Source organism: Streptomyces sp. NPDC048600, from assembly GCF_055587025.1.
The window spans coordinates 78,136-101,757 of the sequence record NZ_JBVJGZ010000009.1; the positions used below are offsets into that span (position 1 = coordinate 78,136).

Sequence of the window (23,622 nt, forward strand, 5' to 3'; positions counted from 1 at the left end):
GGATAGGAGTACGGGCGCTCTCCTGCAGCCGGGCCACCCGCCGCCCCGTCTCCTTTCGCCTCCCCACCCCATAGGAGTGGTATCCCTGCATTGCCCCATGCCCCCACCAGGGCATGGCACCGGCCGTCTCCCACGAACGGCGCCCACGGCCAAGGGCCGCGGTCAGCTCTTGCCGAGCCACGTCCGGTCGTCCCCGCGTGTACGCAGGACGGTCAGGCGGCGGTTGTACTCGTCCTCGTCGATCTCGCCGCGGGCGAAGCGCTCGGCGAGCAGTTCCTCCGCGGTGGCCGCCCGCGTGCCGGGGCTCGTCCCGGTGTCGCCCGCTCGGGTCAGGGCACGCAGGAGCAGGGCACCGAGGGTGATGATCAGCACCCAGAAGAGAACCATGCTCGCGGACATGGCGAACCAGCCCCATCCGCTGACATCGTGGTCGTACCAGAACATCGCGGTCACCCGCTTCCTCGTGGGCCGCGGACCGGGCCGACGACTGTGCCTTCCCGGCCGCCTCACCTTCACGATCGACCCTGCCGAGCGGTGCGTCATGGGCCGATGGGGTCAACGAGCCCGGCCACTGGGCCCCTGCTCAGCGGGGGTATCGGGCCGAGGCCCGTCGGCGGGGTGGGCGCAGGCCGTCCACCGTGACCCGGACGAGGCCGCCGACCGCCTCCTCGGACGGCAGGCCGGGCACCCGGCCGGGGCCGGGTGGATCAGACGGGCACGCGGCCCGCGAAGTCGTAGCCCGCCTCGTCGACGGTCTCGGCGATCAGCGCGTCGAACGCCTCACCGGTCTCGGCGGCGGTGGTCACGGTGACCAGACCGGTCCCGGTCTCGACGGCCACGGCGGTGACGCCGTCCAGCACCCTCAGGGCTTCGGTGACGACTCCCCGGCAGTGCGCGCTGCCGATGCCGTCGACCTTGTAGACGACCTGGTTGGCGGCGGTGGTGTGGCAGCTTCCGTTCGGCGTGCAGCAACCCGACATGACATCCTCCTTGCGTCGCTTATACCCCCATGGGGTATCTGTTGACGTCATAGATATACCCCCATGGGGTATCTGACGCAAGGGCTGAGCGAGAGAACAGCACCCACTCCGCCGAAGGCACGCCTCGCCCCGCCGACGCGCGTGCACGCGAAAGTCGCGCTGCTGCGGGTGACGATGCGTCGGTGAGCGTCGGGGTGTGCCGGCGAGCGTCGCCATCTGTCGGCCGACGCCGCGATGTGCCGGCGAGCGGCGCACGCCCGTCCTCGCGCTGGGGCCACCGCGCCGGTATCCCCCCTACGTCCGGTCGATCTCAAGGTCCAGGAAATGGGCCGAGCAGGAGATGCAGGGGTCATGGTTGCGGACGGCACGTTCGCAGAGCCGGGTGAGTTCGGCCTCGGAGAGGTCCGCCCGGTCCAGGCCCGCCTGGACGAGTCGGCGCAGGTCGTCCTCGATGGCGCCCTGGTTCTGCGCGGTCGGCGGGACGATGCGGGCGTCGGTGACACGGCCCGCGTCGTCGAGCGTGTAGCGGTGGTAGAGCAGCCCGCGTGGCGCCTCGGTCGCCCCGTGACCTGTGCCGCTCCGGGCCGGCACCTCCACATGGGGCCGGGCCGGACGCTCGTACTCGGCGATGATCCGCTGGGCCTCCTCCACCGCGTACAGGACCTCCACGGCGCGGACGAGGATGCTCCGGTAGGGGTTGCGGCAGATCTCACCGCGCTGCGGGTCGCCCAGTCCGGCCTCGCTCGCCGCCTGGCGGGCGAGCGGGGACAGTAGGTGCCCGCTGACGGCGTAGCGGGCGAGGGAGCCGGTGAGATGGCGTCGGCCGTCCAGCCGGGAGTGCAGGGCGGTGGAGTACGGGACCTGTTCCTCGGTGACGTGCTCGCAGAAGTCCCTTACGGGGAAGGCCCGTCGTGGCTTCGGCTCGCCGAAGGGGACGACGGTAGGGGCGCCGGACTCGATGGCATAGGTGTCCGGTTCGGCGAGGGCGAGCAGGTCCGCGTCGCATTCGGCGTCGGGGAAGTCGAAGCCCGCGACCCAGCGCACGGTGTCCCACGCGTCGTCGAGGGCGGTGCGCAACCGCTCGCCCATCGGGCGCAGTTCGGCGCGGGTGGGGGTGCGGTGGAATCCGCCCAGGCGGACGTTGACGGGGTGGATCGCGCGTCCACCCAGCAGTTCGACCAGGGCGTTCCCGGTCTGCTTCAGGCGCAGTCCGCGCTCGACGTGGGTCCGGTGGGACCGGGAGAGCGCGATCACGTCGTCGTGGCCGAGGAAGTCCGGGGCGTGCAGCATGTGGATGTGCAGCGTCTGGCTCTCGATCCACTCACCGCAGTACAACAGGCGGCGCAGGGATGCCAGTTGTCCGTCGACAACGGCACCGCACGCATCCTCGACGGCCCGGCAGGCGCTGAGCTGGTACGCGACCGGGCAGATGCCGCAGATGCGGGAGGTCAGGTCGGGGGGTTCGGTGTGGGCGCGGCCCCGCAGGAACGCCTCGAAGAACCGGGGCGGTTCATAGACGGCGAGCTGGGACTCCGTGACGGTGCCGTCCTCGATCCGCAGATACAGCGCGGTCTCGCCCTCGACGCGGGTGAGCGCGGGGATACGCACGACCTGTGACCTGGTCACCGGCTCGCTCACGCGGAGCCCTCCTCTCGTCCGGTACGAGGGAGCTCCTGCTCCTCCACCGCGGAGAAGGCCGTGACGTTGAAGGTGTGCAGCAGTCTGCCGATGTCCTCGTCGCTCATCCCGTCGCGGCGCACGAGCGGGAGGAGTGCGGGCAGGTTCGTGGTCGCGGCCGGCCCGAAGCAGCCGTAGCAGCCTCGTCCGTAGGTCGGGCAGAGGGCGCCGCAGCCCGCGTGGGTGGCGGGTCCGAGGCAGGGGGTGCCGTGGGCGACGGTGACGCACACGTTGCCCCGCCGCTTGCAGGCGAAGCAGACGGGGTGGTCGGGGATGCCGGGCCTGCGTCCGGCGAGGAAGGCGGTGATCACCTCGAGGAGCTGGCCGCGGTCGATGGGGCAGCCGCGCAGCTCGAAGTCGACGGGCACGTGTGCGGAGATCGGTGTGGAGGTCGCGAGGGTCTCGATGTAGTCGGGGCGGGCGTAGACGGCCGTGAGGTACTCCTGGGCGTCCGCGTAGTTGCGCAGCGCCTGGACGCCGCCCGCCGTGGCGCAGGCGCCGATGGTGACCAGGTGACGGGAGTCGGCGCGGATACGGCGGACGCGTTCCAGGTGCTCGGGGGTGCTGATCGAGCCCTCCACGAGCGACAGGTCGTACGGCCCCGGAGCGACCGCACTGGATCCCTCCTGGAAATGAGTGATCTCCAACTCGGCCGCGAGGCTCAGTAGTTCGTCCTCGCAGTCGAGCAGGGTGAGCTGACAGCCGTCGCACGAGGCGAACTTGAACACGCCGAGCCGGGGGCGGGCGGCCCGCGCGGCGGCGCTGCTCACTTCGGCCCTCGCCACCTTCCCCGCCTCGGCGTTCGCCTCGCTCATCTCACAGCTCCCTTACGGCGAGCAGGGGTTCGGCATGGTCGTAGGTGACCACGGGGCCGTCACGGCACAGCAGCAGCGGCCCGAGCTGGCAGTGGCCGCAGTGGCCGGTGGCACAGCGCATGTTGCGCTCCAGGGAGACATGCACACGGTCGGGGCGCACGCCCCGGTGGACCAGGGCGCGTGCGGTGGCGCGGATCATGACCTCGGGGCCGCAGACGAACGCGGCCGTGTCCGCCGGGGTGAACCGGGCTTCGCCGAGCAGCGTGGTGACGACTCCGACCCGGCCGGTCCAGGCCGCGGACGGCCGGTCGACCGCGGCGGCGGCGAACGGCCGTGCCCAGGTGGGGAACTCGCCCTGGTAGAGCAGGTCGTCCGGGGTCCGGGCACCGGCGAGGACGTTCAGCCGTCCGTAGGCGTCCGGCTCGGCGACGACGGCGTCGATCAGGGGTCGCAGCGGGGCGAGACCGAGGCCGCCCGCGATGACGAGGAGGTCGAGGCCGTGTGCCGTGTGCGGGGCCCAGCCCGTACCGAAGGGGCCGCGCACGCCGACCGCCGCGCCGGTCCGCAGCCCGCACAGGGCGCGGGAGACGGCCCCGACGGCTCGGACGGTGTGCGTGAGCCGCATGCCGTCGGGGGCGGCCCGGGACAGCGACAACGGGATCTCGCCGACACCGAAGGCGTACACCATCGCGAACTGGCCCGGTGCGAACGGGCCGAGGGCGTCCGCCTCCGCCTCCAGCACGATCGAGACCGTGTCGTGCGTCTCCACGCGGCGGTCCGTGACGCGGTAGGGCAGCGGTACACGGGTCATGGCGGCGGCTCGCTCCCCTGCGGTCCGTACAGGTCGAGCAGCCGGGTCCGGGTGGCCCTGAGCCGGTCTCCGATGGTCCCGGCGACGGCGGTGACGAGCGCGAGACCCAACGCCGGTTGCTCGGCGCACAGTTCGCGTACGGCGGCGGCGTCGAACTCCCATGCGCGGACGGGGTCGCGGGTCTCGGCGCCCAGATGCCACAGCCGGGGCGGGCACAGCCACGACCAGCCGAGCAGCGCACCCGCGCCGACGGTCTCGACGACAGCACGCCCCCGGCCCGGCACCTGCACATCGAGCGCGACCGTGCCCGAGCGGACGATCCAGAAACGGTCGGCCCGCTCCCCCTCCTCGAAGATCCTGGCGGCGCCGGGGAACACGGCGTCGCGCGCGAGGGCCATGAGCGGTCCGCGGTGTTCCGCGGGGAGGTCGGCGAGCATCCCCGCGGCGGCGGGCTCGTCCGGCTGCCCGGTCACGGCGCGCTCCCGCCCGGCGCGGTCTCCTGGTGCAGGGCGTGCGCCTCTTCGGTGAGGTCGATGCCGGTGGGGCACCAGACGATGCACCGGCCGCAGCCGACGCAGCCCGAGCTGTCGAACTGGTCGTGCCATGTGCCGAGCTTGTGGGTGAGCCACTGGCGGTAGCGGCTGCGCGGGGACGACCGTACGGGACCGCCCTGGACGAGCGAGAAATCCAGGTCGTAGCAGGAGTCCCAGCGTCGCCAGCGCTCGGCGTGGTCGCCGGTCAGATCGGTCACGTCCTCCGTGGTGGTGCAGAAGCAGGTGGGGCAGACCATGGTGCAGTTGCCGCAGCTCAGGCACCGGGCGGTGACGTCGTCCCAGCGCTCCGCCTCCAGGCTGTCGCGCATCAGGGTGCGCAGGTCCACGGGTGGCATGGACCGGCCCATGCGGTCGGCGGCTGCGCTCACGGCCTCGCAAGCGGCCGCGCGGGTGGCGTCGTCGGCGCTGCGGCGCGGCAGTTGCGCGAGCACTTCGGCCCCCTCCTCGCTGCCGCTGCGGCACCAGAAGCGGTGGCCGGTGTCGTCCACGACCTCGGTGAGGGCGAGGTCGTACCCGGCGTCCACGGCCGGACCCGTGCCCATGGAGACGCAGAAGCAGGTGGCACCCGGTTCGGTGCACTCGGCCGCGACGAGGAAGGCACCGGTGCGCCGGTGGAGATAGGTGGGGGTCCTGGTGCCGGCCGCCGGTCATGACGCGGTCCAGGATCCGGATGGCCCGCAGGTCGCAGGGCCGCACGCCGAGCAGGGCGTACGACAGGGCCGGCTGCTCCTCCTCGGTCACGTCCATCCGGCCGTCGGAGCGGCGGTCCGCGCTCCACTGGCGGACGCGCTCGGGGTGCAGGAACGACTTCCAGGACTGCGGTCCCGCGCTGTGCGCGAAGGCCGCCCCGTCCGTGCGGCGGCGCAGCCGGTAGCGTCCCGCCTCCAGCTCGACCCCCCACCCGAAGGGCAGCGCGTCGGCGTCCTCCAGTTCGTCCAGGACGATCGCCCCGTCACGCACCGTGGGGCCGATCACCGTACGGCCGCGGCGCCTCAGCAAACGCACGAGCTCGGCCAGGCCTTCGCGGTCGAGCACCGCCTCGCCTTGGCGGGCGGGGCCGGCACCGGTGTCCGAAGCGTCGCTCATGCCCTGCCTCCCACTCTCCACCTCCGAAGCTGACAGTGTGTCAGTCAGGTGGGCGCCGTCCTCGGAAGGCGGTCCGGCGTGTACCCCGGACGTCGTCCTCGACGCGCCGCGCCACCCGGGGCACGGCGGCGGCCACCTCGGAGGTGAGTCCCTCGCCCAGGGACCGGTCCGCTCCTTCGACGGCGTACACGACGAGACGTTCCGGCATCCGTCCGAGACAGCGGGCGAGGCGCAGCGCCTCGGCGAGGCCGAGGCCGTGGGTGCTCTGCCGGCCCACGGCGGCCGAGCGCAGGTATCCGTCCGGGTCTGCGGCCCACCGGTGCGTCCGCCCCGGCCGCGCCGAGGGAGGGAAGCAGGCGTCGACGACCACGGTGAGGGCGGTGTCCTCCCAGAGGCCGATGAGCCGCCCGGGATCACCGTCGCTCTGCGCGAGCACCGTGCCGGGGGACGGCGGGCGCAGGGCGGCGCGTTCTCCCAGCAGAGCGACGACGGCCCATCCGACCCCGTCGTCGCGGCGGAACTCGTTGCCGATCCCGATGACCACCGTGCCGGCGCGCGGCTCCATGGATCTCCGCTCTCCTCTCCGGGTGACTGCGGGCTCAGCTTGGCGCAGTCACCGGTGCGGTGCCCGCTTCCCCGGCGTGCGGCGTGGTGCGCGCCCGGGTCGGCTCGCGCCCTGAGCAGCCGTGGCGAGGCGGCGTGGAGGTGGCCGCTGGGCTGATTGGCCGCCTTCTCGGGGCTCGTTGGGGTGCCCGCCCGCCCCCGTCCCGGCTCCGCACCGGCGGCCCCGGACGCGCCGGTGGATTCTTGGGGCGGACGGAGGAGCGAAGCTGATGTCGCAGGCCGCGCGCGGGCAGGTGCTGGGGTGGCGGCGTCTGCTGCCGGGGGTCGTCGTCCTCCTCGGCTACCGGCGCGCCTGGCTCAGAGGCGATCTGATCGCGGGCCTGACGGTGGCCGCGTACCTCGTGCCCCAGGTCATGGCGTACGCCGGTGTGGCCGGGCTGCCACCGGTCACCGGACTGTGGGCCATCCTGCCCGCGCTCGGGCTGTACGCGCTGTTCGGGTCGTCACGGCTGCTGTCGGTGGGGCCCGAGTCCACGACCGCCCTGATGACCGCGACGGTGGTCGGGCCGCTCGCCGCCGGCGACCCCGGGCGGTACGCCTCCCTCGCGGCGACTCTGGCGGTCACGGTGGGGCTGCTGTGCCTGGTGGCGCGAGCCGTGCGGCTGGGCTTCCTCGCGGACCTGCTGTCCCGTCCGGTGCTGATCGGCTACATGACGGGCGTCGCGCTGATCATGATGGTGGATCAGCTACCCCGGCTGACCGGGGTCGGGACGACGGGGACGGACTTCTTCCCTCAGCTGTGGTCCTTCGTCACGAACCTGTCCGACGCCGACGTCGCCACCGTCGTCCTGTCCGCCGCCGTGCTCGCGTTCCTCTTCGCGCTGCGGCATCACCCCCGTACCGCGCCGGGTCCCCTGCTCGCCGTGGTGCTCGGCACGGCCGCCGTGGCGGCCTTCGACCTCGACGAGCGGTACGGCATCGAGGTGATCGGCGCGGTCCCCTCCGGGCTGCCCGGCTTCAGCTCCCCGGACCTGGGCGAGCTGCCGCGGCTGGTGCTGCCCGCCCTCGGCGTGCTGATCGTCGCCTACACCGACGTCGTCCTCACCGCGCGGGCCTTCGCCGTGCGGGACGACGAGGGGCCCGCACTGGACGCCGACCAGGAGTTCCTGGCGCTGGGCACGGCCAGTGTCGGCGCGGGCCTGGTCAGCGGCTTCCCGGTGAGCGCCAGCGCGAGCCGCACCGCGCTCGCGTCCTCGGCGGGCGCCCACAGCCAGGCCTACTCCCTCGTCGCCGGGGCGGTGGTCCTCTCGGTCCTGCTGTTCCTCAGTCCGCTGCTCACCGACACTCCGTCCGCCGTCCTCGGGGCCCTGGTGGTGTACGCCGCCGTCCGCATGATCGACCTCGCGGGCTTCCGCCGGCTGGCGTCGTTCCGCCGACGGGAGCTGCTGCTGGCGCTCGGCTGCCTGGCCGGAGTGCTGGCGCTGGGCATCCTCTACGGCGTGCTCGTCGCCGTCGGGCTGTCGGTGGCCGAGCTGCTGACACGGGTGGCGCGGCCGCACGACGCGGTCGAGGGAATGGTGCCGGGCGTCGCCGGGATGCACGACGTCGACGACTACCCCCAGGCACGCACGATCCCCGGCCTGCTCGTCTACCGCTACGACTCACCCCTCTTCTTCGCCAACGCGGAGGACTTCCGCCGCCGGGCCCTGGCCGCCGTCGATGAACAGCGCGGCGCCGTCCGCTGGTTCGTCCTCAACACCGAGGCCAACGTGGAGGTCGACATCACCGCCCTCGACGCGGTCGACGCGCTGCGCCGCGAACTCGCCGACCGGGGCGTCGTGTTCGCCCTGGCCCGCGTCAAGCAGGACCTCCTGGACGACCTCGGCGCGTACGGGCTCGCGCAGTCCGTGGGAGCCGGGCTGATCTTCCCCACGCTGCCGACGGCCGTGGCCGCGTACCGGGCCTGGTGCCGAGATCACTAGCCGGGCGTCGCCGACCGCGCGGTCGGCGACGCGGCTCCGCCCGCGATCACACGTACTCGGGCACGACGGCCACCGGGCAGGCCGAGTGGTGGAGCACCCCGTGGGCCACCCGGCCCAGCTGGAGGCCGAAGTGCCGGTGCCTGCGGCGTGCTCCGAGGACCAGGAGACCGGCGTCGTGCGAGGCGTCCACCAGCGCGCTCCGCGCGGGCCCCTCGACCGTGCTGCGGAGCACCTCGACGTCGGCGGGAACGTCCCGGAGCGCCTCCGCGAGTGCCTCCACCGCCTCCCGCTCGTGCGACCGCCCAGAGCCGCCCCCGACGGAGTCCGGGGCCCGGTGGCCGGGGGCCTCACGCACGGGGTGCCGCCAGGCCCGTACGGCACTGACGGCCGCCCCGCGCCGCCGGGCCTCCTCGACAGCGAAACGGACGGCCGCCGAGGCCACCGGCGGCTCGCCCACACCCACGACGACACGGCGATGGGTGGCGGGCACGGCGCGGTTGTCGTGACTGCCGCGCACCACGACCACCGGACAGTGCGCGTGCCCCGCCACGGTCAGGCTGACCGATCCCAGCAGCGCCTCGGTCATACCTCCGCGCCCCCGGGTGCCGGTCACCAGGAGGGCGGCGTTCCGGCTCTCGCGCACCAGCGTGTACTCGGGTTCCTCGGACACCACGGCGGTGGTCACCTTCACCTCGGAGCGCCGCCCCGCGGCGCGGCGGGCGGCGGACGCGACGACGTCCTCGGCCCGTACCCTCCCGCCGGGCTCGCCGAGGTCCCGGGCGAGGTGCGCGCCCTCGTACCGCTCCCACAGCGAGGCGTACACCAGCCGCAGCGGCGCCCCGCGCAGCGCGGCCTCGTCGACGGCCCAGTCCACGGCCCGCAGCCCGGCCTCGGAGCCGTCGACACCGACGACGACCGGCAGTTCCACCGTCACCGCCCTCACCGTCCCGCGCCGAGGTCGAACACGATCCGGGCCCTGACCTCGCCGCGCAGCACCTCGTCGATGCAGTCGTTGACGGCGGCCAGCGGGTGGGTCTCGCTGATGACGCGGGTACGTCCGGCCGCGTGCAGCCGGAAGACCTCGGCGAGGTCCTGCCGGGTGCCGACGATGGAGCCGATCACGCTCGTGCCGTTCAGGACGGTGTCGAAGACCGGTACCCGGACCGTGCCGTGCGCGGGCAGCGCCACCATCACCAGCTTCCCGCCGCGCCGCAGACCGGAGTTGACGGCTTCGAAGGAGGCGGAGTCCACGGCGAGCGCGATCGCGGCGTGGGCGCCGCCGTGCCGCTTCAGCGTCGCGCCGACGTCGTCCTTGCGGGCGTCGATGACGATGTCCGCGCCCAGTTCGGCGGCGAGTTCGAGCTTGTCGTCGGTGATGTCGATCGCGGCGACCTGGGCGCCGGCGATCTTCGCGTACTGGACGGCCAGGTGCCCGAGTCCGCCGATCCCGGAGACCGCGACGAGCTGGGCCGGCCGGACCCCGGCCACCTTGAGCGCCTTGTACGTCGTCACGCCCGCGCAGGTCAGCGGGGCTGCGTCGAAGGCGCTGACGCCCTCGGGCACCGGCTGGGCGAAGTCGGCCCAGGCCAGCATCTTCTCGGCGTACCCGCCGTCGCAGCCGTAGCCGGTGTTGATCTGCTGCTCGCACAGCGTCTCCCAGCCGGTCAGACAGTGCTCGCACCGCCCGCAGGCCCAGCCGAGCCAGGGCACGGCGACGCGCTGCCCGAGGGCCAGGTGGGTGACGTCCTCGCCGAGCTTCTCGACCAGGCCGACGCCCTCGTGGCCGGGCACGAAGGGCGGGCTGGGCTTGACGGGCCAGTCGCCGTGGGCGGCGTGGATGTCGGTGTGGCACAGCCCGGAGGCCTCGACCCTGACGCGGATCTGGCCGGGGCCCGGCTCGGGGTCGGGGCGCTCCTCGATGACCAGAGGCTCGCCGAAGGCTCGTACGACCGCTGCCTTCATGATTGCTGCTCCTTACGGTTTCCGGGGCTGGCGTCAAGCGTGGGGGACGACGGCGACGGGCGCCATGGAGTGGTGCAGGACGGCGTGCGTGACGGGCCCGATGTGGCTGCCGAACGGGCTGCGGCGCACGCGGCGGCCCACGACGACCAGGGAGGCCTCGCGCGAGACGTCCACGAGGTGATGGCCGGGGCTGCCGTAGTGGCACTCCTCGGTGACGTCGACGTCCGGGTGCTTCTCGCGCCACGGGTGCAGGAACTCGGTCAGCGCGACGGTCTCGCGGCGGACGAGGGCACCGTGGAGTTCGAGGTCGGTGGAGAGGCCGTAGGCGTAGTAGGGCGGCGGGTTCCAGCCGTGCACGACCTTCAGCGAGGTGCCGCGGCGGGCGGCCGCGGCGAACGCGAACTCGATCAGGCCGTCGTCCGGGCTCTCGAGGTCCAGGCCGAGCAGGACTGGCCGGAACGCGGTCCCGGCCGACGGCACGCCGGACGGGTCCTTCTCGTGCTCGTCGGCGGCCTGCTCCCCCGCCCGGATCAGCACGACCGGACGCTCGGCGTGGGCGACGACGGACAGCCCGACGGAGCCGACCATGAAACCGCCGATGCCGCCCAGGCCGCGCGAGCCCAGCACCAGCATCTCGGCGTCCTTCGCCGCGTCCGCCAGCAGGGCGGCGGGACTGCCGGTGAGGTGCTCGGTGGTCACCTCGAGCCCGGGGTGGCGGAGCCGCAGGCCCTCCGCCGTCTCACGGGGAACGCGCTCGGTCCAGTGCGCCTGGGTCTCCGCTCCGAGAAGCGGCGCCTGCGCCATGGGTTCCGGTACCGGCTCCCAGACGTGGACCACCTTCAGGGGCAGGCCCAGCAGTCCCGCCTCACGCGCGGCCCACTCGGCCGCCGCGCGGCTCTCCTGTGAGCCGTCGAGGCCGACGGTGACGGTACGGGTCATGGTCCCCACCTTTCGAAGCGATCCGCTCGGATCGTGGTCCTGTCGTGTCCTGCCGAGGTCCTGATCCGAGCCTTGTCCCTGGGAGCGGGCTCCGGCAGGGGGCCGCAGGTCCTCACAAGGGGCCGACCGGCCCCACCCGCCGGTGCTCGAAGTCCCTGGCGTCCTCGTCGCCGGGCGGGAGCAGGCCTGCGGCGGCGGCCGCGGCGTTCGGGGAGGCCGGCCGAGGCTGGACGGGCCTCCGGACGAGGGGCGCTTCGTCCCGGCTGGAAGGACATTCGGCCCTGCCCGGGCACGCGCCGCCGAGGCAGCCTGGAGAACATACGCAGGCCGATGCCCAGGTCCGGCCCCGGAGGGCCGGCGCACGGCTCGCCGTGACCACCACTGGCCCGCGGTCCGGCCGCCCCGTCGCGAACCGGCACTGCACAGAAGTCGCGAACCGGCACAGCACAGAACCGCCGCAGCACAGAGGAAGGCAGTGAGCGTGATGCCCCACATCGTCGGCGAGGTGATGACCCGCGAGGTCGTCGAAGCCCATCGGGAGACACCGTTCAAGAGCGTGGCCCAGCTGCTGTACCGGAACCGGATCAGCGGACTGCCCGTGGTGGACGGCGACGACAAGGTCGTGGGAGTGATCTCCGAGACCGATCTCATCCGCTGCCAGGCGGCCCGGGCCGCCCACGGCCGGGCGCGGCGGACGCGCATCCCCCCGCTGCGCCGCTCGGCCCGGCGCGGGGCCGCCCTCGCCCGTGCCACCACGGCGCAGGACCTGATGACGTCGCCCGCGATCACCGTCCACCCGGAGCAGCGCGTCGCCGACGCCGCGCGGATGATGGAGCGCCATGGTGTCGAGCGACTCCCTGTCGTGGACGAGGAGGACCGCCTGATCGGCATCGCCACGCGCCGTGACCTGCTGCGTGTCTTCCTGCGTACGGACGACGAGATCCGCCAGGAGATCCTCGACGAGGTGGTGAACCGTGCCATGGGCCTGCCGCCCCACGTCGTGGTGTCGGTCCGCGACGGCATGGCGACCCTGGAGGGCCGCCTGGAACGGCGCAGCGACATCCCGCTGCTGCTCCGGCTCGCCTACCGGGTGGACGGGGTGGTCGGGGTGGTCAACGGCCTGACGTTCCGTATCGACGACGCCCGGCCCTCGGAGAAGCGATCCGCCTCCAGGAACGATCCCGCGTAGCCCGGTGGCGGGCGGGCCGCACGGCCCTACGGCGGCAAGGCCCAACGGTCCTTGGCGAGGACCAACGGGGACTGCGCGCGGGAGCCATCGACGGACGACGCTACCGATGGGGGCGACACCGTCCCCACGGTGCTCCCGGCACCATCCACCGAGCGGTTTCAGCTCTCTGCGACGGAGGCAACGCCACATGACCCGCCACGACCGAACCGCCGCCGCCGGTCCCGCCCCGGCACCGACCGACACCGCCATCGCCGTGGACCTGCTCGTGACGAACGGGCTGAAGGCGCTCGCCGACTACGAGGCCCTCGACCAGGACCAGGTCGACCACATCGTGAAGAAGGCCTCCGTCGCCGCGCTCGACCGGCACACGGCACTGGCGCGCCTGGCCGTGGAGGAGACCGGCCGCGGCGTCTTCGAGGACAAGGCCGTCAAGAACATGTTCGCGTGCGAGCACGTCACGCACGGCATGAGCACCCTGAAGACCGTCGGCGTCATAGCCCGCGACGACATCGAGGACATGGTCGAGATCGCCGAGCCGGTGGGTGTGGTGTGCGCGGTCACCCCGGTCACCAACCCGACCTCCACCACGATCTTCAAGGCGCTCATCGCGCTGAAGACCCGCAACCCGGTCGTGTTCGCCTTCCACCCGTCCGCCCAGCGGTGCAGTGCGGAGGCGGCCCGGATCGTCCGGGACGCCGCGGTCGCGGCGGGTGCGCCGGAGCACTGCATCCAGTGGATCGAGACCCCGTCGGTCGACGCCACGGGCACTCTGATGCGTCACCCGGGTGTCTCCCTGATCCTCGCCACCGGCGGCAACGCCATGGTCAAGGCCGCCTACTCGGCGGGCAAGCCCGCCCTGGGCGTGGGCGCCGGCAACGTGCCCGCCTATGTGCACAAGAGCGCGAAGCTGCGCCGGGCCGTCAATGACCTGGTGCTGTCCAAGTCGTTCGACAACGGCATGATCTGCGCCTCCGAGCAGGCCGTCGTCCTGGACGCGGAGATCTACGACGCCGCGCTGGCCGAGTTCCGCACGCTGCACGCGCATGTGGCGACCGCCGAGGAGAAGGCTAAGCTGGAGGAGTTCCTGTTTCCCGCCGGCAAGGCACCGGGCGGCGGTTGCGAACCCAAGGTCAACTCCGCGGCCGTCGGCCAGAGCCCGGCGTGGATCGCCGAGCAGGCGGGCTTCACCGTGCCCGCCGACACCTCGCTCATCCTGGTCGAGGCCGACCACGTCGGGCCCGACGAGCCGCTCACCCGCGAGAAGCTCTGCCCGGTGCTCGCCGTTCTGCGCGCCGGCTCCGAGCAGCAGGGCTTCGACCTCGCCGCCGACATGGTCGCCTTCCACGGACAGGGCCACAGCGCCGTCATCCACACCGAGGACCGCACGCTCGCCGAAGCGTACGGCCGGCGGATGAAGACCGTGCGGATCATCGTCAACGCCCCTTCCTCGCAGGGCGCCATCGGCGGCATCTACAACAGCCTGCTGCCGTCGCTGACCCTCGGCTGCGGCTCCTGGGGCAGCACGTCGGTGTCCAACAACGTCTCCGCCGCCCAGCTGCTGAACGTCAAGCGGGTCGGCACGCGCCGCAACAACCTGCAGTGGTTCAAGGTGCCGCCCAAGATCTACTTCGAGCCGCAGGCCATCCGCTACCTCGCCTCGATGCCGGACGTCCACCGCGTCACCGTCGTCACCGACGCCACCATGACCCGGCTCGGCCTCGTCGACCGTGTCACCCGCGTCCTGCAGCGGCGCCACGACCCGGTCACCGTCCAGATCATCGACAACGTCGAGCCCGAGCCCAGCATCGACTCCGTCCGCCGCGGTGCCAGGCTCATGGGCGACTTCCGCCCGGACACGATCATCGCGCTGGGCGGCGGCTCACCGATGGACGCGGCCAAGGTGATGTGGCTGCTGTACGAGCAGCACGCGAGCGGTGTGGACATCGACTTCGCCGACATGCGGCAGAAGTTCTCCGACATCCGCAAGCGCGCCTTCCGCTTCCCCGTCCTCGGAAAGCTGGCCCGCCTGGTGTGCATCCCGACGACGTCCGGCACCGGCGCCGAGGTCACGCCCTTCGCGGTCATCTCCGACCCGGCCACGGGCAAGAAGTACCCGCTCGCCGACTACGCCCTCACCCCCAGCGTGGCCATCGTCGACCCGACGCTCACCGCCGGGCTGCCCGCCGCCCTGGCGGCCGACAGCGGCTTCGACGCCCTCACCCACGCCATCGAGGCGTATGTGTCCGTGTACGCCAACGACTTCACCGACGGCCTCGCCCTGCACGCGATCCGTCTGATCTTCGCGAACATCGAGGCGTCGGTGACCGACGGCACCGCGCGGCCGGACGCCCGGGAGAAGATGCACAACGCTGGCACGATCGCGGGCATGGCCTTCGGCAACGCCTTCCTCGGCATCGTCCACGCCATGTCCCACACCCTCGGCGCGACGTTCCACATCGCGCACGGCCGCACCAACGCCGTCCTGCTGCCGCACGTCATCCGCTACAACGGCACCGTGCCGACGAAGCTCACCGGCTGGCCCAAGTACGAGAACTACCGGGCCCCCGAACGCTTCCAGGACATCGCCCGCACCCTCGGACTGCCCGCCGCCACCCCGGCCGAGGGCGTGCGGTCGCTCGCGGAGGCGGTGGAGCGCCTGCGGGAGGCCGTGGGCATCGAGCCGTCCTTCCAGGCCCTCGGCGTCGACGAGCAGGCCTTCCTCGGCTCCCTGCCCGAGCAGGCCCTCAACGCCTACGAGGACCAGTGCGCCCCAGCCAACCCCCGGATGCCCATGCTCGACGACATGCAGGAGCTCATGCGCCAGGCCTACTACGGACGCCGGTGACACGGACCGGCCGCCGGTGACCCGGCCCGGGCGACGGAGTCCCGGGCCGGACGGCGGACGGCCGACCGGCCGACAAAGGAGTTGATCGCCATGACGACCCTCGCGCCGACGCCCGACCGCCCGGTCCGGGTGACCGCTGTCCTGGACGCCCCGCTGTCGCGGTGGCTGTGGCTCGTGAAGTGGATCCTCGTCCTTCCGCACGTCGTGGTGCTGTTCTTCCTCTGGATCGCGTTCAGCCTCGTCAGTGTGATCGCGTTCTTCGCCATCCTGTTCACCGAGCGCTATCCACGCGCCCTGTTCGACTTCAACGTCGGTGTGCTGCGGTGGTCCTGGCGGGTGGCGTACTACTCGTACGGCGCGCTCGGTACGGACCGCTATCCGCCCTTCAGCCTGGGCCCGGAACCCCACTACCCGGCCCGGCTGGACATCGCCTACCCCGAGCGCCTCTCCCGCGGCCTCGTGCTGGTGAAGTGGTGGCTCCTGGCCATCCCGCAGTACATCGTCGTCGGATTCTTCCTCGGCGGCTGGCACGCCGGCTGGTGGGGCGGCGGCCTGGTGGGCTTGCTGGCGCTGATCGCGGCCGTGATCATGGCCTTCACCGAGAAGTACCCGCGGGACCTGTTCGACCTCGTCCTCGGCTTCAACCGATGGGTGCTGCGCGTGGCCGCGTACGCGGCGCTGATGACGGACGTCTACCCGCCCTTCCGCCTCGACATGGGCGGCACGGAGCCGGATCACCAGGACCGGATCGTCCCCTGACCGAACCGCCCGCGGCCCGGTGACCATCCACGCGGGCCCTTCGGCGCGTTCGCTCCGACCACGGCTCGACGCCTCGTCCACGAGATCGGCCTCGAAGGCGGCCTCACTCCCACAGCCCTCGCCGGGACCGCATCCGGAGCGGTCCGGAACACTCGCGTCGCCCGCCACCTCGTAGTCGACCGGAACCACCGCCGGGCCGTCCGGAGTGGCCACGGTCATGCGCCCCACGCCGTGCGTGGAGAGCAGTGGGCGGCATTCGTCGGGTTCGAGGCTCCGCGGCCGCAGGTACGTGAGGGCCTGACCCCGTCCGGGCGGCTCGTCGACGCCTCCCCCGCGAAGGGCGGCGGCGCTGTTTCCCAGGGCGGCGTGCCGTCCTCGTGGTGGAGTCCCACGATCTCACCGTCGCGGCTGGCGGCGCCGTTGGCGGACCTTCGGCAACGAGTTGATCGCCGAGTCGAGCTCTCATGATCGTCACCGTCTCCGGAGAGTGCCGCGCTACCCGACGTGCCACGCACGGCGGACCGGCGCGCAGGCCGGGACATCAGGGTGTGCGCCGAGCCGGAGGACGCCGGGGAGGGCACGGCGTGCCCACGGACCGCCGCCCCGGCCTGGACGGCCGGGGCGGTGGGGCGGCGAGGAGGGTCAGTAGGCCTTCACCCCGTGCGCGCGGAACTGTTCCCGCACCCGCTGGACCAGTTCCGGCCCGGGAGTCGGGGTGTCGCGCAGCGGGAAGGGCAGGCCGAGGGCGTCGTACTTCGCGGCACCGAGCTTGTGGAACGGCAGTACGTCCACCCGGTCGACGCTCCCCAGGCCCGCCACGAAGCGTGCGAGGCCCTCGACGGCCTCGGGGTCGTCGGTCCAGCCCGGTACCAGGACGTGGCGGATCCACATGCGCACCCCGAGCCGGTCGAGGCGGGCGGCGAACTCACTGGTGGGGCCGAGGGTCCCGCCCGTGAGCCGCCGGTAGGTGGCGGCGTCGAAGGACTTGATGTCCAGCAGGACCAGGTCGGTGTCGGCGAGCAGCTCGTCCGTGGCGCGGACGCCGAGGAAGCCCGAGGTGTCCAGGGCGGTGTGCAGCCCGGCCTCCTTGCAGGCGCGCAGGACAGCGGCCGTGAAGCCGGGCTGGAGCAGCGGCTCACCGCCGGTGAGGGTGACGCCGCCGCCGGCCGTTGTGATGAAGCCCCGGTACCGCTCGATCTCCGCCATCACCTCGTCGACCGAGACCTCGCGGCCGTCCCTCATGTGCCAGGTGTCCGGGTTGGCGCAGTACAGGCAGCGCAGGGGGCAGCCGCTGACGAAGAGCACGAACCGGGTCCCGGGACCGTCCACGCCGGTGGACAGGTCCCAGGAGTGGATCCGGCCGGTCGCCCGCACGGTCCTCACATCGATCCGTGGAAGGTGCGGTTGATCACGTCGAGCTGCTGCTCACGGGTCAGGCGGACGAAGTTGACCGCGTACCCGGAGACCCGGATCGTCAGCTCCGGGTACTTCTCGGGGTGTTCCATGGCGTCCTCGAGCGTCGCCCGGTCAAGGACGTTCACGTTCATGTGGAACCCGCCGTTCGCCATGTAGGCGTCGAGGATGCCCACCAGGTGGGCCGAGCGCTCCTCGGGGACGTGCCCCAGCCCCTCCGGTGTGACGGTGGTCGTCAGCGAGATCCCGTCGCGGGCCTCCTCGTACGGCAGCTTCGCCACCGACAGCGCCGAGGCGACGACCCCGTGACGGTCGCGGCCGTTCATCGGGTTGGCTCCGGGGGCGAAGGGCTGCCCGGCGCGCCGGCCGTCAGGGGTGTTTCCGGTGTGCTTGCCGTAGACGACGTTGGAGGTGATGGTCAGCACCGACTGGGTGTGCTCGGCGTCCCGGTAGGCGGGGTGCTTGCGTACCTTCGCCATGAACGACCTCACCAGTTCGACGGCGAGGGAGTCGGCCCGGTCGTCGTTGTTGCCGTACGCGGGGAACTCGCCCTCGGTCGCGAAGTCCACGGCCAGACCGCTCGCGTCGCGGAACACCTTCACCCGGGCGTACTTCACGGCGGACAGACTGTCCACGGCCACCGACAGCCCGGCGATCCCGCACGCCATGAACCGGTGCACCGGGTGGTCGTGCAGCGCCATCTCGATGCGTTCGTAGGCGTACTTGTCGTGCATGTAGTGGATGACATTGAGGGTGTTGACGTAGATCTCCGCCAGCCAGTCCAGGACACGGTCGTACGTCGCGGAGAGTTCGTCGTAGTCCAGGTACTCGCCGTCCAGCGGGGGCGTCTCGGGGCCGATCTGCTCGCCGGTCATCTCGTCCCGGCCGCCGTTGACCGCGTAGAGCAGGGCCTTGGCGAGGTTGACGCGTGCCCCGAAGAACTGCATCTGCCGGCCGACCGCCATGGCGGAGACACAGCAGGCGATCGCGGTGTCGTCGCCGGTGCGCGGGCGCATCAGGTCGTCGGACTCGTACTGGATCGCGCTGGTGTCGATGGAGGCCTGCGCGCAGAACCTCTTGAAGCCCTCGGGCAGCCGCGGCGACCACAGGACGGTCAGGTTGGGCTCGGGGGCCGGGCCGAGGTTGTACAGGGTCTGGAGGAAGCGGAAGGAGGTGCGGCTGACCAGCGGCCGGCCGTCCGTGCCGATGCCGCCGATGCTCTCCGTCACCCAGGTCGGGTCGCCGGAGAACAGCGCGTCGTACTCGGGCGTGCGCAGGAAGCGGACGATCCGCAGCTTGATCACGAAGTCGTCGATCAGTTCCTGGGCGCGGGACTCGTCGACGAGTCCCTCCGCCAGGTCCCGCTCGAGGTAGACGTCCAGGAACGTGGACGTGCGGCCCAGCGACATCGCGGCGCCGTTCTGCTCCTTCACCGCGGCCAGGTAGCCGAGGTAGAGCCACTGCACGGCCTCGTGCGCGGTGGCGGCGGGGCGCGAGACGTCACAGCCGTACGAGGCGGCCATCTCGGTCAGCTCGCCCAACGCCCTGATCTGCTCGGCCAGTTCCTCCCGGTCCCGGATCACGTCCGGGCTCGAGGGCCGCGCGTCCAGCAGCGCCCGCTCGACGCGCTTGGCCTCGATCAGCCGGTCGGTGCCGTACAGCGCGACGCGCCGGTAGTCGCCGATGATCCGGCCGCGGCCGTACGCGTCGGGCAGACCGGTGACGATCCCGGCCTTGCGCACCGCGCGCATCTCGGCGGTGTAGGCGTCGAAGACACCGTCGTTGTGGGTCTTGCGGTAGGTGCCGAAGACGCGCCGGACGAACGGGTCGGGCTCGTAGCCGTACGCCTTCAGCCCGTTCTCCACCATCCGCAGGCCGCCGTTCGGCATGATCGCGCGCTTGAGCGGGGCATCCGTCTGGAGGCCGACGATCAGTTCCCGCGCCCGGTCGATGTAGCCGGCCGCGTGCGAGGTGATCGTCGAGGGGGTGGCCGTGTCGACGTCGAGGACGCCACGGCGCCGCTCCTCGGGGAACAGCGCGCCGACCCGCTCCCAGACGGCGCGCGTCCGCTCCGTGGGACCGGTGAGGAAGGCCGCGTCCCCCTCGTACGGCGTGTAGTTCGCCTGGATGAAGTCGCGTACGTCGATCCGCTCCCGCCAGGTCGTCCCGGCGAAGTCTCGCCAGGCTTCGGCGGTCCGGCTGCCGGCTGTCACCGTCGCGGTCATCACGGGTCCTCTCCCTCAGGGGCTCTCAGGACCGATCCTCGCGAGCGGCAGCGGCCGCGAGGAGTGCCGGAGGGGGCATCCGGCGGTCCTGCAGGGCCCGCCCCGGGCGGGACCTTCGGTCCCCGGGCACGGGGCGCCGTGTGCCGGAGGGGTCGCCCGGCCCGACGGGTGTTCCCCGTTCGGCCCTCGCGCGCTCCCCGGCACCCCGGCCAGGCTGGAGCTGGGGAACCCGGCAGCGCATTCCGTCCGAGGAGGAACGATGAGTGGCGTGGTGACCGTGGGAGTGGACGGCTCCGTGCAGAGCCTCGACGCCGTCGCGCACGCGGCCCGCGAGGCAGGACACCGCGACGCGGCACTGCGCGTGGTGCACGCGCTGGCGGGTCCGGCGTCTCTGGACGCCTCCCTGTGGGAGAGGGCGGAGGACCGGCTGCGCGACGACGCGCACCAGCTCGTGGACGAGGCGGTGGCGCGTGCCCGGTCGGCCGCGCCGGACGTCGACGTCTCGGGGCACGTCCTGGCCGGCGAACCGCTGGACGTGCTGGAGGCGCAGAGCCGTTCGTCGGAGCTGATCGTGGTCGGCAACAGGGGCCGCAGCCCGTTCAAGGGCCTGCTGCTGGGGTCCAACGCGGCCGGGCTGGCCGCGCACGGGCGGTGCCCCGTCGTCGTGGTGCGCGAGCAGGGCGACCCGTCCGGTCCGATTCTGCTCGGCGTCGACGGGTCGCCCGCCGGCGCGGCGGCCGTCCGGTTCGCCCTGGACGAGGCGGCCGTGCAGGGCGCCCGGGTCGTCGCCCTGCACGCGTGGACGACGTGGAACGCCCCCGTGCCCCCGCCCGGTGACCCCGGGGAACCGTACGCGAACCTGCCGGGCATGCTCGACGACGCCGAGCACCGCGTCCTGGCCGAGGCGCTCGCGGGCACGAGCGAGCGCTGGCCGGACGTGGAGGTCGAGCACCGGACGGTGCACTCACCGACCAGGGAGGCGCTGATCGAGGCGAGCGCCGCGGCCCGGCTCACCGTCGTGGGCTCGCGCGGCCGCGGCGGCTTCAAGGGCCTCCTGCTCGGTTCGGTGAGCCAGGCCGTCCTCCATCACGCGCACAGCCCGGTCGCGGTCGTACGGGGATGACCTCCGGCCCACGGAGCGGGCTCGCCGGTCAAAGGCGCCGGATCACCCGCAACTGCTCCGTGTAGAGGTCGCTCGCCGCGCCGTCGATGACCGACTTCCCGCCGACGTCGGCCATGGTCGGCCCGTTCGGCGTCTTGCGGCTGGAGACGAAGCGGTGCTTTCCGTTCTGGTCGACGCCCATGTAGATGCCGGTGTGGGAGACGGCCCCGTCGTCGGGGTCGTTCCAGAAGAGCACGTCGCCGATCCGCAGCGCGTCGAGCGGGGGCGGCGCGTCGGTGGCCTGGGCGACGACGACACCGGGACTGGAGGCGGCCTGCCGCTGCGACGTGCGCGGCAGGTACCGGCGCTGCGGGTCCTCCGCGAGGCCCAGGGGAACACCCAGGTGGTAGCCGTAGACCATCCGCACGAAACCGGAACAGTCGAGATTCCCGTGCCACTTCGGGTCCGGGGTCTGCGTGACGCGCTCGCCGCTGGGGAACGTCCAGGGCAGCCCCATGTACTCGTGGAAGTCGGCGCCCACCTCGCGCAGTCCGGTGGCCAGCAGCCCGCTGTACCCGGACTCGCCGAGCACCCGCGCGTTCTGGCGCGCGGGGTCGGTGACGGCCGGGGCGAACGGCCGGTACATCGAGGAGTACGTCAGGGCGTCGGGCGAGGTGTCGCCCGCCCACGCCCGGATCCGCTGCTCCACGGCGGCCGTCCACGTACCGTCGAAGGGTTCCGGGAGGACCCGTACCCAGGTGTCGTGGGTGACGACCGGCGGGTCGGTCCAGACGGCCGTGTCGATCCTGAAGTCGTAGACCCTCGCCTGCGGAAGGACCGTGGCACCGGTGGAGCCGAGAGCCCGGACGCCGACCCTGCCCGAGCGGAAGACGGCGTCGGGGGCCTTCTCGGGGTCGCGGACACTGTGGTGCCACAGGTTCGTGGGTTCGTCGTCCACGCCGGTCGTGACGTGCCGCCAGGCACGGGCGCGCAGGACGTCACCGGACTTCTCGACCCGGACCCACCAGTGGTCGTACGCCTTGAAGCCCGTGCCGACCGTGACGGTGTCGCTCAGGACGGTCGGTGCGTCGGCGATCTCCTTCTCCAGGACGAGCTGGATCTCTCCGGCGGGGGTGACGATCAGCCGCGCCCGGTAGTGGTTGTTGACGTCCTGGGCGGCGAAGACGAGGCCGAGCGAGGCGGGCGCCCCGACGGGCAGCTTGTCGAAGGAGAACCGGGCGGCGGCGTAGACGTCGCCGATGCCGTCGTCGGGAAGCAGCGAGTAGCGGCTCTTGCCGGCGGCGAGCGTGATCGCGGCCCGGCCGCTCTCGACGAAGTAGTCCGTGGCGGCGCCGTTGTGGTGCGACCATGAGCCGCCGCCGGGCGACATGCCCCAGCCGCCGGTCGGCGGGGTCCTGTCGAAGGCGTCCAGGACGGGCTTCTTCTGCTCGGTGAACCAGCGCCGCGCCCCGCGCAGAGTCACCGTCCGCGCCCCCGTGGTGAGCGTCGCGAGGACACCCGCGCCGTCCGACACCTCCAGGCCGCCGGCGACGGTTCGGGTGCTCAGGGCGCCCGCCGGGTGCGGGGCGTAGTGCCAGGGGTCGGTCGGATCGGTCAGCACCGGGCCCCGGAGCCCGGGCACCTGCGGCGCGGCCACGGCCGACGTCGCCGTCGCACCGGCGGCCGGGGCGGCGTTCGCGGTCGGCGCCGCGGCGAGCGGCAGGGCGCTGCCCGTCGCCGCTCCGGCGAGGGCGGTCAGGGCCGCCCTGCGGCTCAGTGAGAATCTCGGTCCGGACATGCAAGGCCCCCCATACGGACAACGCGTGATCGGATGATCATGCGAGGGCCGACATTACCGAGGGTGCGCAGTCCTGCCCGCACGGGGCTTCCCAGGCCGCCTGCCGCGGCCCGCAGGGGGCTTCCCCGGCCGCCTGCCGCGCCCCGCAGGGGGCTTCCCCGGCCGCCTGCCGCGCCCCGCAGGGGGCTTCCCCGGCCGCCTGCCGCGCCCCGCAGGGGGCTTCCCCGGCCGCCTGCCGCGGCCCGCAGCCTCAGTAGCCGTTGCCGGGAGGAGTGGTGCGGTCGGCGGGCGCCGAGCCTCCGCCGACGGTGATCTCCGTCTTCATGCCTCGGTCCTTGTGCCCGTCGACCGGGCATTCGATCTCGTACGAGCCCGGCTTCAGCGTCACCGTGAGGGTCGTGGACTGCCCCGGTTCCAGGGTCTTCGTACGATGCTCGCCGCCCGCGCCGTCGACCTCCAGCGCGTGGAGTTCATGGCCCGCGTTCTGCACCGTGAAGGTGTAGCGGCCGGACGGGAACGTGCTCTGCGAGAGCGCGATGTGGAAGTCGGTCAGCTCGGCGGTGACCTGGGTCGCCGAGGCGGCGTCCTTCGCCGGTGCCTCGGTCGTGGACCCGTCGGCGCTGCCGCCGCCGCCCCCGCAGGCGGCGAGCAGAGCGGTCAGACCGCCGGCGGCGGCCACACCCAGGAGTACGTTGCGGCGGCTGGACGGGATGGTCATGGTTCGGTCCTCCGGATCGTCCCCCCTGCAAGGGGTACGGAGCCGCCCGTCCGAGGGATTGCGGCGAGCGGCGGCGGGAGCACGGCCGTGCCCGGCGCCGGGGGGGGGGGGGGGGGCGGGGTGGGGTGGGTGGCGGGGGGGGGGTGGGAGGGAGGAGGGGGAAGAGAGGGATGGGGGGGGCTAGCTGTGTCTGTGTGGGAGGG

19 protein-coding genes and 2 pseudogenes are annotated in these 23,622 nt (G+C 72.8%); 5 read left to right on the plus strand and 16 right to left on the minus strand.

The window, feature by feature from the left end; genetic code table 11:
* Positions 1-162: 162 nt before the first annotated feature.
* The 8 genes and pseudogenes from ACZ6SQ_RS14870 to ACZ6SQ_RS14905 all read right to left on the minus strand — a co-directional run bounded on the left by ACZ6SQ_RS14870 (position 163) and on the right by ACZ6SQ_RS14905 (position 6,488).
* The gene (locus ACZ6SQ_RS14870; protein ID WP_469561661.1) at positions 163-444 is read right to left on the minus strand and encodes an SHOCT domain-containing protein; all 282 of its coding nucleotides are present in this window, start codon (positions 442-444) and stop codon (positions 163-165) included.
* A gap of 263 nt (positions 445-707) precedes the next feature.
* Positions 708-980: a cation transporter gene (locus ACZ6SQ_RS14875; protein WP_469561174.1), complete on the minus strand. Its 273-nt coding sequence runs from the start codon at positions 978-980 to the stop codon at positions 708-710.
* Positions 981-1,274: 294 nt separating this feature from the next.
* Positions 1,275-2,618 carry a Ni/Fe hydrogenase subunit alpha gene (locus ACZ6SQ_RS14880; RefSeq protein WP_469561176.1) on the minus strand — a complete coding sequence of 448 codons (1,344 nt, stop codon included), beginning with the start codon at positions 2,616-2,618 and terminating at the stop codon, positions 1,275-1,277.
* Positions 2,615-3,472, minus strand: a complete 858-nt coding sequence (locus ACZ6SQ_RS14885) for an NADH-quinone oxidoreductase subunit B family protein (RefSeq protein WP_469561178.1) — start codon at positions 3,470-3,472, stop codon at positions 2,615-2,617. Before ACZ6SQ_RS14885 ends, ACZ6SQ_RS14880 begins: the two co-directional genes overlap by 4 nt.
* 1 nt (position 3,473) lies before the next feature.
* Entirely contained in the window at positions 3,474-4,283 is an 810-nt protein-coding gene (locus ACZ6SQ_RS14890; protein WP_469561180.1) for an FAD/NAD(P)-binding protein, read from the minus strand.
* Positions 4,280-4,756 carry a cyclic nucleotide-binding domain-containing protein gene (locus tag ACZ6SQ_RS14895; RefSeq protein WP_469561182.1) on the minus strand — a complete coding sequence of 159 codons (477 nt, stop codon included), beginning with the start codon at positions 4,754-4,756 and terminating at the stop codon, positions 4,280-4,282. Before ACZ6SQ_RS14895 ends, ACZ6SQ_RS14890 begins: the two co-directional genes overlap by 4 nt.
* Positions 4,753-5,923 (minus strand): annotated as a pseudogene (locus ACZ6SQ_RS14900) (4Fe-4S dicluster domain-containing protein). Before ACZ6SQ_RS14900 ends, ACZ6SQ_RS14895 begins: the two are co-directional and overlap by 4 nt.
* A gap of 40 nt (positions 5,924-5,963) precedes the next feature.
* Positions 5,964-6,488, minus strand: coding sequence for a hydrogenase maturation protease (locus ACZ6SQ_RS14905; RefSeq protein WP_469561183.1), 525 nt, complete (start codon positions 6,486-6,488; stop codon positions 5,964-5,966).
* Positions 6,489-6,756: 268 nt separating this feature from the next.
* Between ACZ6SQ_RS14905 and ACZ6SQ_RS14910 the strand changes: the two genes are divergently transcribed.
* Positions 6,757-8,469 carry a SulP family inorganic anion transporter gene (locus ACZ6SQ_RS14910; protein ID WP_469561185.1) on the plus strand — a complete coding sequence of 571 codons (1,713 nt, stop codon included), beginning with the start codon at positions 6,757-6,759 and terminating at the stop codon, positions 8,467-8,469.
* A 46-nt stretch (positions 8,470-8,515) separates the two neighbouring features.
* On the opposite strand, the gene ACZ6SQ_RS14915 is transcribed toward ACZ6SQ_RS14910, so the two are convergent.
* The 3 genes from ACZ6SQ_RS14915 to ACZ6SQ_RS14925 are packed head-to-tail and all read right to left on the minus strand — an operon-like array spanning position 8,516 to position 11,370.
* Positions 8,516-9,403 carry a universal stress protein gene (locus tag ACZ6SQ_RS14915; RefSeq protein ID WP_469561187.1) on the minus strand — a complete coding sequence of 296 codons (888 nt, stop codon included), beginning with the start codon at positions 9,401-9,403 and terminating at the stop codon, positions 8,516-8,518.
* Positions 9,404-9,408: 5 nt separating this feature from the next.
* Positions 9,409-10,431: a zinc-dependent alcohol dehydrogenase gene (locus tag ACZ6SQ_RS14920; protein WP_469561190.1), complete on the minus strand. Its 1,023-nt coding sequence runs from the start codon at positions 10,429-10,431 to the stop codon at positions 9,409-9,411.
* 33 nt (positions 10,432-10,464) lie between these two features.
* Positions 10,465-11,370, minus strand: a complete 906-nt coding sequence (locus ACZ6SQ_RS14925) for a universal stress protein (RefSeq protein WP_469561193.1) — start codon at positions 11,368-11,370, stop codon at positions 10,465-10,467.
* 484 nt (positions 11,371-11,854) lie between these two features.
* Between ACZ6SQ_RS14925 and ACZ6SQ_RS14930 the strand changes: the two genes are divergently transcribed.
* The 3 genes from ACZ6SQ_RS14930 (at position 11,855) to ACZ6SQ_RS14940 (ending at position 16,163) form a co-directional block, all read left to right on the plus strand.
* Positions 11,855-12,559 carry a CBS domain-containing protein gene (locus ACZ6SQ_RS14930; RefSeq protein WP_469561663.1) on the plus strand — a complete coding sequence of 235 codons (705 nt, stop codon included), beginning with the start codon at positions 11,855-11,857 and terminating at the stop codon, positions 12,557-12,559.
* A 187-nt stretch (positions 12,560-12,746) separates the two neighbouring features.
* The gene (adhE, locus tag ACZ6SQ_RS14935) at positions 12,747-15,404 is read left to right on the plus strand and encodes a bifunctional acetaldehyde-CoA/alcohol dehydrogenase (protein WP_469561194.1); all 2,658 of its coding nucleotides are present in this window, start codon (positions 12,747-12,749) and stop codon (positions 15,402-15,404) included.
* A 90-nt stretch (positions 15,405-15,494) separates the two neighbouring features.
* Complete coding sequence (locus ACZ6SQ_RS14940; protein WP_469561196.1) at positions 15,495-16,163, plus strand: DUF4389 domain-containing protein; 669 nt, start codon at positions 15,495-15,497, stop codon at positions 16,161-16,163.
* On the opposite strand, the pseudogene ACZ6SQ_RS14945 reads toward ACZ6SQ_RS14940, so the two are convergent.
* The 3 genes and pseudogenes from ACZ6SQ_RS14945 to pflB form a co-directional block, all read right to left on the minus strand.
* A pseudogene (locus ACZ6SQ_RS14945) lies at positions 16,164-16,526 on the minus strand (pyridoxamine 5'-phosphate oxidase family protein); the annotation flags it as partial.
* Positions 16,527-16,805: 279 nt separating this feature from the next.
* A complete protein-coding gene (gene pflA / locus ACZ6SQ_RS14950) occupies positions 16,806-17,546 on the minus strand; it encodes a pyruvate formate-lyase-activating protein (RefSeq protein ID WP_469561200.1) in 741 nt (246 codons plus the stop codon).
* Positions 17,543-19,801 (minus strand): formate C-acetyltransferase, encoded by a 2,259-nt coding sequence (gene pflB, locus ACZ6SQ_RS14955; RefSeq protein WP_469561203.1) that lies wholly within the window; start codon positions 19,799-19,801, stop codon positions 17,543-17,545. The genes pflA and pflB overlap by 4 nt, the downstream gene beginning before the upstream one ends.
* A gap of 259 nt (positions 19,802-20,060) precedes the next feature.
* Here pflB and ACZ6SQ_RS14960 point away from each other — a divergent pair, with 259 nt between their 5' ends.
* On the plus strand, positions 20,061-20,924 hold the full coding sequence (locus ACZ6SQ_RS14960) for a universal stress protein (RefSeq protein WP_469561206.1): 864 nt from the start codon (positions 20,061-20,063) through the stop codon (positions 20,922-20,924).
* A gap of 28 nt (positions 20,925-20,952) precedes the next feature.
* Here ACZ6SQ_RS14960 and ACZ6SQ_RS14965 read toward each other — a convergent pair whose 3' ends face one another.
* Positions 20,953-22,701: an NlpC/P60 family protein gene (locus ACZ6SQ_RS14965; RefSeq protein ID WP_469561209.1), complete on the minus strand. Its 1,749-nt coding sequence runs from the start codon at positions 22,699-22,701 to the stop codon at positions 20,953-20,955.
* 250 nt (positions 22,702-22,951) lie between these two features.
* Positions 22,952-23,419 (minus strand): cupredoxin domain-containing protein, encoded by a 468-nt coding sequence (locus ACZ6SQ_RS14970; protein WP_469561212.1) that lies wholly within the window; start codon positions 23,417-23,419, stop codon positions 22,952-22,954.
* Between the last annotated feature and the right edge of the window lie 203 nt (positions 23,420-23,622).

What these genes read in the sequence shown, in the direction of transcription:
- adhE (WP_469561194.1), top strand. Translation starts at nt 12,747, where the DNA reads ATGACCCGCCACGACCGAACCGCCGCCGCCGGTCCCGCCCCGGCACCG.
- ACZ6SQ_RS14925 (WP_469561193.1), bottom strand. Translation starts at nt 11,370, where the DNA reads ATGACCCGTACCGTCACCGTCGGCCTCGACGGCTCACAGGAGAGCCGC.
- ACZ6SQ_RS14940 (WP_469561196.1), top strand. Translation starts at nt 15,495, where the DNA reads ATGACGACCCTCGCGCCGACGCCCGACCGCCCGGTCCGGGTGACCGCT.
- ACZ6SQ_RS14930 (WP_469561663.1), top strand. Translation starts at nt 11,855, where the DNA reads ATGCCCCACATCGTCGGCGAGGTGATGACCCGCGAGGTCGTCGAAGCC.
- ACZ6SQ_RS14970 (WP_469561212.1), bottom strand. Translation starts at nt 23,419, where the DNA reads ATGACCATCCCGTCCAGCCGCCGCAACGTACTCCTGGGTGTGGCCGCC.
- ACZ6SQ_RS14875 (WP_469561174.1), bottom strand. Translation starts at nt 980, where the DNA reads ATGTCGGGTTGCTGCACGCCGAACGGAAGCTGCCACACCACCGCCGCC.
- ACZ6SQ_RS14960 (WP_469561206.1), top strand. Translation starts at nt 20,061, where the DNA reads ATGAGTGGCGTGGTGACCGTGGGAGTGGACGGCTCCGTGCAGAGCCTC.
- ACZ6SQ_RS14910 (WP_469561185.1), top strand. Translation starts at nt 6,757, where the DNA reads ATGTCGCAGGCCGCGCGCGGGCAGGTGCTGGGGTGGCGGCGTCTGCTG.
- ACZ6SQ_RS14965 (WP_469561209.1), bottom strand. Translation starts at nt 22,701, where the DNA reads ATGTCCGGACCGAGATTCTCACTGAGCCGCAGGGCGGCCCTGACCGCC.
- ACZ6SQ_RS14890 (WP_469561180.1), bottom strand. Translation starts at nt 4,283, where the DNA reads ATGACCCGTGTACCGCTGCCCTACCGCGTCACGGACCGCCGCGTGGAG.
- ACZ6SQ_RS14905 (WP_469561183.1), bottom strand. Translation starts at nt 6,488, where the DNA reads ATGGAGCCGCGCGCCGGCACGGTGGTCATCGGGATCGGCAACGAGTTC.
- pflB (WP_469561203.1), bottom strand. Translation starts at nt 19,801, where the DNA reads ATGACCGCGACGGTGACAGCCGGCAGCCGGACCGCCGAAGCCTGGCGA.
- ACZ6SQ_RS14885 (WP_469561178.1), bottom strand. Translation starts at nt 3,472, where the DNA reads ATGAGCGAGGCGAACGCCGAGGCGGGGAAGGTGGCGAGGGCCGAAGTG.
- ACZ6SQ_RS14920 (WP_469561190.1), bottom strand. Translation starts at nt 10,431, where the DNA reads ATGAAGGCAGCGGTCGTACGAGCCTTCGGCGAGCCTCTGGTCATCGAG.
- ACZ6SQ_RS14870 (WP_469561661.1), bottom strand. Translation starts at nt 444, where the DNA reads ATGTTCTGGTACGACCACGATGTCAGCGGATGGGGCTGGTTCGCCATG.